Source organism: bacterium (genome assembly GCA_041649255.1).
Lineage (GTDB): Bacteria > Hydrothermota > UBA3073 > JACQXS01 > JAQTXJ01 > JAQTXJ01.
Genome location: JBAZNK010000026.1, coordinates 21,567 through 31,572 on the forward strand (window position 1 = coordinate 21,567; position 10,006 = coordinate 31,572).

The 10,006-nt window shown below is 34.8% G+C and carries 12 protein-coding genes; 1 reads left to right on the forward strand and 11 read right to left on the reverse strand.

The window, feature by feature from the left end; all coding sequences use genetic code 11:
- Nucleotides 1-60 precede the first annotated feature (60 nt).
- From WC614_13240 to WC614_13255, 4 genes are all read right to left on the reverse strand, one after another.
- Entirely contained in the window at nucleotides 61-1,362 is a 1,302-nt protein-coding gene (locus WC614_13240) for an MBL fold metallo-hydrolase (protein MFA5033966.1), read from the reverse strand.
- Nucleotides 1,359-2,204, reverse strand: coding sequence for a hypothetical protein (locus tag WC614_13245; GenBank protein MFA5033967.1), 846 nt, complete (start codon nucleotides 2,202-2,204; stop codon nucleotides 1,359-1,361). Before WC614_13245 ends, WC614_13240 begins: the two co-directional genes overlap by 4 nt.
- A gap of 98 nt (nucleotides 2,205-2,302) precedes the next feature.
- Nucleotides 2,303-3,394, reverse strand: a complete 1,092-nt coding sequence (locus WC614_13250; GenBank protein MFA5033968.1) for a hypothetical protein — start codon at nucleotides 3,392-3,394, stop codon at nucleotides 2,303-2,305.
- 13 nt (nucleotides 3,395-3,407) lie between these two features.
- Complete coding sequence (locus WC614_13255; GenBank protein ID MFA5033969.1) at nucleotides 3,408-4,748, reverse strand: ATP-binding protein; 1,341 nt, start codon at nucleotides 4,746-4,748, stop codon at nucleotides 3,408-3,410.
- Nucleotides 4,749-5,326: 578 nt separating this feature from the next.
- On the opposite strand from WC614_13255, the gene WC614_13260 reads away from it, so the two are divergent.
- Complete coding sequence (locus WC614_13260) at nucleotides 5,327-5,941, forward strand: hypothetical protein (protein ID MFA5033970.1); 615 nt, start codon at nucleotides 5,327-5,329, stop codon at nucleotides 5,939-5,941.
- Between the two features lie 29 nt (nucleotides 5,942-5,970).
- On the opposite strand, the gene WC614_13265 is transcribed toward WC614_13260, so the two are convergent.
- The 7 genes from WC614_13265 to WC614_13295 form a co-directional block, all read right to left on the reverse strand.
- Complete coding sequence (locus tag WC614_13265; GenBank protein ID MFA5033971.1) at nucleotides 5,971-6,402, reverse strand: hypothetical protein; 432 nt, start codon at nucleotides 6,400-6,402, stop codon at nucleotides 5,971-5,973.
- A 124-nt stretch (nucleotides 6,403-6,526) separates the two neighbouring features.
- Nucleotides 6,527-6,970, reverse strand: coding sequence for a hypothetical protein (locus WC614_13270; GenBank protein MFA5033972.1), 444 nt, complete (start codon nucleotides 6,968-6,970; stop codon nucleotides 6,527-6,529).
- A 59-nt stretch (nucleotides 6,971-7,029) separates the two neighbouring features.
- On the reverse strand, nucleotides 7,030-7,836 hold the full coding sequence (locus WC614_13275) for a nucleotidyl transferase AbiEii/AbiGii toxin family protein (GenBank protein MFA5033973.1): 807 nt from the start codon (nucleotides 7,834-7,836) through the stop codon (nucleotides 7,030-7,032).
- Nucleotides 7,836-8,669, reverse strand: coding sequence for a type IV toxin-antitoxin system AbiEi family antitoxin (locus tag WC614_13280; GenBank protein ID MFA5033974.1), 834 nt, complete (start codon nucleotides 8,667-8,669; stop codon nucleotides 7,836-7,838). The genes WC614_13275 and WC614_13280 overlap by 1 nt, the downstream gene beginning before the upstream one ends.
- Nucleotides 8,670-8,729: 60 nt before the next feature.
- On the reverse strand, nucleotides 8,730-8,897 hold the full coding sequence (locus WC614_13285; GenBank protein MFA5033975.1) for a hypothetical protein: 168 nt from the start codon (nucleotides 8,895-8,897) through the stop codon (nucleotides 8,730-8,732).
- Nucleotides 8,898-8,922: 25 nt separating this feature from the next.
- Nucleotides 8,923-9,585: a helix-turn-helix domain-containing protein gene (locus WC614_13290; protein MFA5033976.1), complete on the reverse strand. Its 663-nt coding sequence runs from the start codon at nucleotides 9,583-9,585 to the stop codon at nucleotides 8,923-8,925.
- Nucleotides 9,586-9,696: 111 nt separating this feature from the next.
- Nucleotides 9,697-10,006: DNA polymerase ligase N-terminal domain-containing protein (locus WC614_13295; protein ID MFA5033977.1), on the reverse strand; the 310-nt coding region annotated here is incomplete at its 5' end.

The following is a 10,006-nucleotide window of genomic DNA, read 5'->3' on the forward strand; positions in this document are numbered from 1 at the left end:
CCTTTCACACAAAACAAAGCAAAAAGTTATTCACGATAAAATTTTTGAAAGGATACAACTTTACAATTCTACAGCTTTTCCATCTTCAATTTCTTTAATCTTATCTCCAAACAACTCCCGGTATTGCTCGGGATGAAAGGTATGAATCGGAATAATCTGTTTTGGGACTAAATCATCGGCAAACTTTTTCAAATCCCCAATATATGCATGACCACTTACATGCACTATTTCACGTACTATGTTTTTCTTCTCTAAAAAAACATCTAATTTTTTAAAACCTGGTTGCTTAAGATACCCCTCATACATTGAGTATATCAACAGTCCCTTTTTTGAATTACTTATGTTTTCAAAGTCGGGAATCATAGAATTCCTAAACAATACACTTAATTCACTCTGATAAGCCTGAATATAATCAAGTTTTACATTCTTAGTTCTATATTTTTCTAAAATATCTTTTTCCCCTTTTATCCACAATCTTTTTGACTGCTTTTCCGGATGGAAGACTTTTACATTCCCCCACGCTGAGTTTGGTGTCTTTGCCATATCCTTTATATTATCAAGCAGGTAAGCAGTATAGATATCAACGACAAATCGTCTCTTTGCGCTCGCAGTCGCTTTAAAAAGGGATACTAATCTGTCTATATTCTGAGGTGAGAACATCAACAATACCAGCCCTTCAGTTTTTTTCATTAAACTTAATGCTTTATTTTTTACATAATCCTCGTCTTTACGAAAAGGCGCATCCCTCCCAAACATAGTGCCTTCCATTATTAGATAATCAATTTCATTGTGATGCTTCTTGCTAATAAGTTCGATATCCCCTATTGTTCTCCCGTGCATTCTGAAGTCTCCGGTGTAGAAAATTTTAATCCCTTCAGCTTCAATGTAAAATGCAAGAGCGTTAAATGCCGAATGTCCTACAGCATAAGGAATTATCTTGAAATCGCCAATTGTGAATTCCTGTTTAGCTTTAATAACTTTGGGGTTTTCAAGATCTACCCGCAATTGGGTAAAAATCGATGAGACTTCTATCATCTTTTTTGCACCCGCACTTAAATAAATTGGTATTTCAGGTTTTAGTTTATCTAAAAGACCATAATGGTCTAAATGGCTGTGACTCAAAACAATCGCTGATACGGTATTGTTTTGGCTATCTCCCTTGTAAATTCCCTGAATATCTGGGAGTATTTTTAAAGCTTTCAGGCTTTCTACAGATTCATTTTTGTATTTTGAACTATCAAATTCTTCTCCCTTATAAACTAATGGAAGTCCGAAATCCAGAAGGATAGTTGTATTTTTGCTCTTTAGCTCAATACAGGTGCCGCCGATTTCTTTTGTTCCTCTATGAATTATGATTTTCATCTTCCATTTTCTTCAGGGAAGATATTTATGACCCGGGCAGTAAACTTGCCGCATAAGAATCTCTTTCCCCTATCCCTATCTTTGTTGTCCCGTGGACCTTCTTTTAGCATTTTATCCCCATCATAATTATATACGTAGAACTCAAAAGGTTCATCTAGCTCAGCCTCCAACTTCCCAATAAGGATTTTGAGAGCATGGTAATCTTCTATTTTGCTCAACTCTTCTCCTGCAGCAGAGTGTTCACCTACCAAAATGAGTGGATGAAAACTGTATTCATGCTCTTGGGGCAAATCCTTTTCATACTCGGAAATGAATTTTTTCTTTGCCCTAATTAGTATTTTATAATAAGTATATATCTCTAAAATGCATCTCAACAATGTTTCCACAGAATCAGGAGCTTTTAACTCGATCAACTTAATAATTACACCATCTACCGCCACTAAATCAATTGGCCCTATAATCGGTGGTTTAGTAAATGGGACTTGGTAGTCAAATATCTTGCCAAAATCAAAATTTCTTTCTTCATTCCGCAAGGCAATACCCAATAAATCCTCACTGAAGTCATCCTTACTAGCTGTTTTGCCGTCATGATTAGCATTAAATGTGTCCCGAATAGTTACACCATCAACTACTTTATTTAGTTTGCTAAATTTACCTAATAAAGCACTAGCTATTATCTCTATACTCTCTTTATTATTTAAAATTTTGCACTTATAAAACTTATTCATCTCTTTGGCGCTCGATATAATGTCATTAATCTCTTCCTCTTTGGTAAAACGATTACGTTGACGATCACATTTTTGGGCATAATCGCAGCCACAACAAGCTTTCGGTTTCCCCATGATTCCCCTTCCTTTCTTCCCCTCTTTTTTATGCGTTTATATATATATACGAGTTAACTATTAGCTTCCGATACTTTATCTGTCAAGTTTAACATTTTCTATTCTACGGGAACATTATGTTTAAACTCAAATGATTCTTCGTCCAGTCTTCCTCTGTTATCATATCTATATGTTCTAATATTCTTATCATAGGTGGAATCAGCGGGAAACTTCATAATCCAAGTTTCTCTGACTTTCCTGCCTCTTTTATCATATTCGTAAGTGGTGCACGTATTGCTCCCCCCGAAGCTTACCTCTTCTTCTTTGACAATCCTATTGTCTTTATCATACTCATATATTTCCCATATTTTTAGAACAGCATCCGGAGAAGACCGGTGGTCTTTTCTAACCAGTCTTTTCAAATGGTCGTAAGAATACTTAATTTCCCATAGTAAAACAGAATTAGCATAAACAAACTCTTGTTGGATAAGACCGGCTTCTTCATCCCACAAGTATGCCCGGGCATTTGTCCCTTTTTTGTTTTTATTAGACCACTTATGTTTTTCCCCTATTAGATTTCCTCTTTTAGAATACTTATATTGTGTTGTGCTTATAAAATTATCCAGTACAAAACGCTTTGCTTTCATAATTTTGGAGAGTTTATTATAATAGAACAACTGATATTCTACACGATACCAGTCCCCGTATAACCCTTTGTTGAAAGACTCCCGTTTTATCATGTTATCATTCTCATCATAATAATCTTTTGCTACACATGCCCTGCCTCCAAAATAATAGCTCACAACTTTTCTTCCTTTGACTTGCTTGCATTCCTTATAGAGTTTTTTGCCCTGATACTCTTTGCATTCTAACTCTTTGCCGTTGCTACCCTGAACTATGAAATTATACCCTACTTCCTTTTCTAATTTGTCCGTATTGTTTCTTTTGCGATATATGTATAATATTTTTCCTCTTGAAGTAGCAGGAATGCTTGAAGCACTTTCATCTAAATCCCAGGAAGTCACTCCCATACATCTCCCCTCTTCGTCATAGAGTTTAAATGAGGTTGGGTTACCGGCTTTATCAAAATATATCCTGTAAGTATGAATGAGTTTGTTTTTGAATTCATCTTCTGTAACATATTTGGAATTTTCAAAAATCTTTAAGACATCTTTTTTGTCTGTGAAATCCTTGAATATAGTCTTCTTCATCTTATCCTTTTATTTATTGAAACCCTATTTTATGGGTTTCTTTCTTTTCCATTTTAGAACTTTCCATCTCAGCCGCACTTTTCAAGTCATCCATTTTTAACACAAATTCTTCCGATGACCTTGATACTGCCTTTATAATCGCAGACAAAACTGCATTCTTTATATGTCCGCCTGCGAATACGTATTGGGTTGCAAGCTCGGAAAAGTCAACGTTCTTATCCACAGGTATATTAGGTGGGATTAACAGTTTCCATATTTCTTTCCTCTCCGGCATATCAGGAATTTCAAAATCAACCTTATAGGTAATTCGTCTATTAAGCGCGCTATCCAGAGATACTTCTCTATTGGTTGTCATAATTATTACTCCGTCAAATTCTTCTATTTTCTGCAGGAAGAGAATCACTTCCTGGTTATAGGCATAATCATTAGACGTTTCCCTTGAGCTTCTTTTGGATAACAAAGCATCCGCTTCATCCAGTAAGATAACGGGTTTAGTCTCTTCTGCAAACTTAAAGAGCTTTTCAATATTTTTACCTGTCTCCCCGACAAACTTGCTTGTCATCTGCGCATAATTTACGGTACATAATTTCTTATCCAATTCTTTTGCTATTGCTTCTGCCAATAAAGTCTTGCCTGTTCCCGGGGGACCACCAAATAAAAGAATGCAACCAAATCCTTTTTCTATGCTTTTTATTAATCCAATTTTCTCCTGAATTATTTTTTTATTTTTGATATACCCGATTATCTCTTCTACTTCCTTTTTCTTTGCCGGCTTCAGAACTGCCCGTGTAATGTCAACCCGTGGTTCCTTGATAGTAAAAGGAGAGTCCTCGTCATTTTCAGATTTAGTAATATTTAACAGCGAATTTAACACCTCAGGATTAACCGTTATACTTATCCCTAGATAACTCTCCTCTCCGCGTAAACTCCTCAAAAAACTTTGCGAAGAGCTTAAAAGTTTATTTTTAAGCAAATTGCCTGAGGGAGAGAATAACTCAGTTTTTTTGATTACTTCATCCGTTGATTTGTAAAATTTCTGAAGGGTGTCCCCTATTGCAACGCTCGTCCCCCTTTTTATTGACGAAAACAGGATAAACATAAATAACTTCTGTTCTTCACCGGTCAAGTTGTGCTTCTTGAATACATTAAGAATCGGGATTTCTATGTTTTTGGATATAGATAGTGCCGTTTTCTTTTGTATTTTCTTCTCTAATGCGGCTAACATTTTGTTAAAAATTGCCTGTGTATACTTCTGTTCTTCTCTGGAGTACTTTTCGCTTGAGTGTTTATCCATCAAAGCAAAAAACTGCTCATACTCCTCCAGGAACCCTTTTTGCGACAAATATGCTTTCATTTTCCTCCTCCTATTATTTTTTTAAAGGTTACAAGATATTATAGATAATTTCGCAAAAGCTTAAAAAATATCTTTAAAATAAATGCCGGAGACAAGAGGACTTTACAAGTCCCTATTCTCAAAAACTCTTTTTAGGCAGATACGAACTTCAAACGCGCGCCACCTTGCAGACAGGGAATTATTTACCTTTGAGAAACAAAATCTTCTTAAATCAACTAAAAACAACGTTAATTCAAAGACTATTGGCTACCCATAACCCGACTTTCTCTTCACAGTCACACAAACACATTATTAAATGGTCTGCAAATGGATTATAATTTAACTTCATCCTATCTTCGCCTCCTTTTTCATTTTTACCCCATACTATATTATAGATGAAAAACACAAAAACTTAAAAAGTATTTTAAAGATATTCCACCCCCTATATATAAGTACGATGGACCCCCAGCAAAATTAAGCGTTTTTAATCTTTTTTTACTCCATACTACATAAGAAATTCGGAGATTATTCACTATAATCCTATCCTGACACATAGGTAATTTCCTTGACAAAAGCTCAATTTTAGGTACGTTTTGGGAATGAGTTTCATATCAGAGCGGGAAGAAAAAATGGCAAGGTGGAGGTATGAAGTTCTTGACTGGCAGGAAGAGACTCGTGCTTCGGTTGACGTAACTTGTAAAGAGTATGGGATTACTAAGCGGCAACTTTTCCGTTGGAAGCGAAAAAGAAAGAGTTATAGGAAATTTCTTTGGAGTCAACCTCATCCGGATAGAATACTTGAACTTCTTACAAGAACGTTATGGTTTAGACATATCGAAGATACGAAAGAGGTACAGAAGATAATAAGAAAAAATTGGGCTGGAGGCACACATTGGAAACAAAGTAAACCGCTTGCAGAAGAATTTATTTCCATAACCGATGGGGTTAAGAAAAAAACATACCGCAGCATGTTCCCGGAGTGGTGGGAACAATTGGAATTTCATAAATCTCCGAAGCATAAAGCAAGAAAGATTACGGAAGAATTAGAGGCTCAAATAGTAAAATACAGGGAAACTAATCCAAAGTTAGGATGCAATAAAATCGCGCAGCATTTCATTGGCTTAGGATTTAAGATAGGACATACAGGAGTATACCGCGTGCTTAACGAACATCGTTTAGTTAAAAAGAGGAAACCTATAGGAAAGAATTCTTAGTATATAATCACCAAGGAAAGTTGTAGGCTTTAGTCAAACGCATCTATTGTTTCTCTCCCTAAAATTAAATCGCCTTCTTCCAAAAGGTCACAATGAAAATGAGAAAGAAGATACTGCAAAGCTTTCTTATTTATTGTATTAAAAGACGTATAAATAGATTGAAAAACTCCGATTCTTCTTCCTACTTTAACCCATCCGGTGTTCTTCCCTGTGATTAAAAGTCCAATTCTCTTTTGTTCATCTTTAACTAATCTAACTATCGCAGGTGTAGAAGTAAATTTTGGGGCACTAAAATCCCAGGTCGTACAGAGACGGTAACGATGCCAACTACCAACTTCGTCAAGAATCCGCCAACTCCTAATCTGAACGGAGCACTTACTAACAAGTTTATTCTGTCCGAACTTTTCCCACTGTATTTCTTCCTGCATATTCAAATTCAAGGGATGTTGTCTTAAACGCATTCCCTTTACCAAATCTATAAATTTTAGCTTACAATAACATTGAAGTTGGAAATGGAAAAAGTCAAGAGAGAAATTGTGTTAATCTATCTCAAATCTTCTTCCAGAGGGACTGTTCCATTTGACATCAGCCAATCTTTTCAATGATATGACTTTTGGACAATTCCTTAAGAAACTTCTTCTGTAAATAAATTCTAATGAAATATTCTTTTGAACCAATATCTATCCCTCGTATTCCTATTTCCAGAATATCCTTGATAACCTTTTCATCGTATAATATCAAGAATAGGTTCATCTCTTTTCGCAGTATTATTCTGAAATAGGTTTTATTGTTTCGGTTGATTAAACCGCATAACGCTTTAAAATCTTTATCCGATTGAACCTTTCCTAACATCATTCTATTCCCACTACTATCTCTCATTAAGAGGTCGGTTCTTTCTCCATTTTTATCTGCCCATATTAGGACATCTTTAATATTTTTTATAGTATTATGTGTCAGCTTATAAAAAACATCTTCTTTCGCATTTTCTAAGGAGCTAAAATTTATCTTTTTCTTGATTCCCATTCCCATATCGTTAACTTCCCCTTTTATCTTTTTGCGAATAAAAGTTGATTAGTGTTCATAAATAATTATATTAACTGTGCTTTTCGCAAATGACGTTTGATTGCACGATATACATTGTCAAAAGGTGGCAATCCTGTCATCTGATTTCCAAGTCTTACTTCCCATAGTTTTTGGTATACGGGGTCTTTCTTGTCTACCTGAATTTTCAGATAATCTTTTTCTAACTGTTTGAATTTGCATTTTTTAAAAAAATCGTCTCGCAGAGTATGAAGCTCTACTCCTCCATATTCCAGAAGATGCCAGATGTCATAGACGTCTCTCGGTTCATGCCTTGCCGGGTCTAAAATACTGCATATTTTTTCTATCATAATTTCTTCCAGAGAATAAACAGGAAAAGTTATATTCCTGGGTTGATCGCTATACAAAGGTAAAAGTTTAACAGGGTTAACGGGGTAAATCACCAGTTCTTTTACTGTAATGTCAACTTTTATGTTATTCTTGCTTATCATTCCACCAAGTGGTCCGGCATATTGTATGTAAAACGTAATTGTATTCTTAAATTTCTGGCTTTCAGGATTCAATTCTATGGAAATATTTGCAAGTTCTTTTAAGGCTGGTACAATCGGTTTGATGTCATCCAATATTTTGTCCTTTTGGTTTTCTCGGTACAGAGTAAAATCTAAATCCTCCGAATACCTGTAATCTTTGTAATAAAACTTTCTCAAAGCAGTTCCGCCTTTAAAAATCAATTTCTTACCCAGCCCTATATTTGACATTCCTATTAGTACCCACGCCAGGATATAATCCTTTTCTACCGTTTTATCCGGGATTTCACCTTTTGCTATTTTTTGAATTTCGCCAGAAGTAATCATCAGGTTTGAATAATTGCTTTTAATTCCTCCGGATTCAGATTAATCCTTAAGTGCCAGTTTTTGTTGTATTTTCCTGCATCAGGAAGCACGGGGTCCAACAGAGGATAACTTTCGTGTTTTTTGACGTCCTTGTTAAGAAGGGTAATAATGTTTTCCTTGTTTATTCCATAAGTTTCCAGTATGAAACCAAGTCTTTTGCTGACTACAATTTTCTTAAATTTATTAGTGTAACTATATAACTTCTTATAATCAATATTATCTCTGGACATCCAGATTCCTTTGGCAATTTCGGAAATTCCACCACAATATTCCGGAATATGAAGGCAGTCTATAATCGTCCGCTCTATGTTACTTACCTGAACTCGTTCTTGAGGTGTCACCCATTCGCTGGCAGTTCCCCAGATTTTTTGTTTTTCCGTATAAACAAATTTAAATCTTATAATCCCTACTTTTTTTTCTCTGTGTCTAACCGGGGAAACAACGTATACTATACTTAGAGGCTGGGTAATCATATTGTGAATACTCATAGCACTGTAATGCGAGATATAGTAATTTTCTTTACCTATTAGCTCACGGGCAATAACAAACCAGTTATACGAATTAAAATCATCCATTCCAGCTTCAAGAGGCACTATGACATATTTCCCATTTTTTATTGACATTAGCCAATTTTTATCCCGTAAATGCCTTATTAACCCTTCCGTAGCGTTATAACTATTACCGGTAACCTTCATAGCCTCAGCAATAGTAAATAGCATTTTGTTTTTCTGCACTAAGGCGTGTATCAATTCCGCACCCTTAGGGCCAAGTGTTCGTATGTTTCTTTTTAGCATTATAGTTTATGTATCAAATTCTACAATTTATGGAGTATTTTGCACACAAAACATAATTTGTCAAGTTAAAAGTGCATGTCTGTTGGCTGAGGTAGGTATATGATAACTACCAAAATAGTCAATCACCGCCATAGCGGGATGTTCCACAAAATCATAAAATGGAATTGAATCTGTTGCCAGCAATGTTCTTGTTTGAAAATTATCATAATAAAAAATCTTAAAGGTCATAACTATTCTACATGTATCTAAAAATTCAGTAATATTTGCTTAAATACATCATAAGAACTGTTAATTCCTTCCTGGCATCTTGAAAACTTTTATCTTTTTTTAGATATTTATTATATCCTTCTTGTCCTTCTGTAATTATATATTTATTTTTTTTGAAATCCCATTTTTCCTTAACTCTTGTTTTATCAGGAAGTCTTGTGCTCATTGTTATAAGTGCTTCTTTTAAGCCTTTAGCATATTCTACCTCGTCGCAACCATGTTTTCTACAGTATTTGCCAATCCAGTGTTCGTGTAATTCACCAATATAATCTGCTATCATTTCTTTATCAGAAGGAGGCTTGTATCCTGTTGGTAAAATATCATCTATAGTCTTCTTTTCATACACAAACTTATCATACTCAGTTAATTTATTTTCTGAAATCCATTTATCTATATCTTCCCTGTGAAATACAACTCCTCTGTTGGGAAGCTTTGAAAATGGCATTCTTTTATTTTTTACCCATTTTTGTATAATTTTAGTTGGTACCCTTAAATAATCCGCTACTTCATCTATATTGAATACACGCCGATTTGTTTTCTTTTTTATAAAAGCCTCTTGAATTGACTTTTCATCAAGAAATTCACCACAATATTTACATTTTATTGCTTCATCTTGAATCTTTTCAGCACAAAATGGGCATTTTTTCATAAAACATCGCCCCCGCAGTATCTATTTTTATACGGTATTATTAAGAATTTTATATCAAAATAAAAAACTTTCATCTACTAACTCCGAATATCTCAATTCCTCTTCCGAACTTTAGGAAGGTGTATTATATTTGAAGAGTAACCAATTGTCCTTAAATTTAATCAGCGTATAATATCCTTTTAATTTATTGCCTTTCAAGTAAATCTCTATTTTTTTGTCATCCCTATTTAGAAGCTCATATTCTCCTTTATCCCAGATTTTCACCGTTCCTGCACCATACCCTTCCGGAATTTCACCCTCAAAATCTATATAAGAAAGTTTGTGGTCTTCTACCGGGATTGCTAATCTTTTTATTCCTAATTCTACAGGTGGCTCTTTCGGGATTGCCCAACTTTTCAATACTCCATCCATTTCTAACCTA

What these genes read in the sequence shown, in the direction of transcription:
- WC614_13240 (MFA5033966.1), bottom strand. Translation starts at nt 1,362, where the DNA reads ATGAAAATCATAATTCATAGAGGAACAAAAGAAATCGGCGGCACCTGT.
- WC614_13245 (MFA5033967.1), bottom strand. Translation starts at nt 2,204, where the DNA reads ATGGGGAAACCGAAAGCTTGTTGTGGCTGCGATTATGCCCAAAAATGT.
- WC614_13250 (MFA5033968.1), bottom strand. Translation starts at nt 3,394, where the DNA reads ATGAAGAAGACTATATTCAAGGATTTCACAGACAAAAAAGATGTCTTA.
- WC614_13255 (MFA5033969.1), bottom strand. Translation starts at nt 4,748, where the DNA reads ATGAAAGCATATTTGTCGCAAAAAGGGTTCCTGGAGGAGTATGAGCAG.
- WC614_13260 (MFA5033970.1), top strand. Translation starts at nt 5,327, where the DNA reads ATGAGTTTCATATCAGAGCGGGAAGAAAAAATGGCAAGGTGGAGGTAT.
- WC614_13265 (MFA5033971.1), bottom strand. Translation starts at nt 6,402, where the DNA reads ATGCGTTTAAGACAACATCCCTTGAATTTGAATATGCAGGAAGAAATA.
- WC614_13270 (MFA5033972.1), bottom strand. Translation starts at nt 6,970, where the DNA reads ATGGGAATGGGAATCAAGAAAAAGATAAATTTTAGCTCCTTAGAAAAT.
- WC614_13275 (MFA5033973.1), bottom strand. Translation starts at nt 7,836, where the DNA reads ATGATTACTTCTGGCGAAATTCAAAAAATAGCAAAAGGTGAAATCCCG.
- WC614_13280 (MFA5033974.1), bottom strand. Translation starts at nt 8,669, where the DNA reads ATGCTAAAAAGAAACATACGAACACTTGGCCCTAAGGGTGCGGAATTG.
- WC614_13285 (MFA5033975.1), bottom strand. Translation starts at nt 8,897, where the DNA reads ATGACCTTTAAGATTTTTTATTATGATAATTTTCAAACAAGAACATTG.
- WC614_13290 (MFA5033976.1), bottom strand. Translation starts at nt 9,585, where the DNA reads ATGAAAAAATGCCCATTTTGTGCTGAAAAGATTCAAGATGAAGCAATA.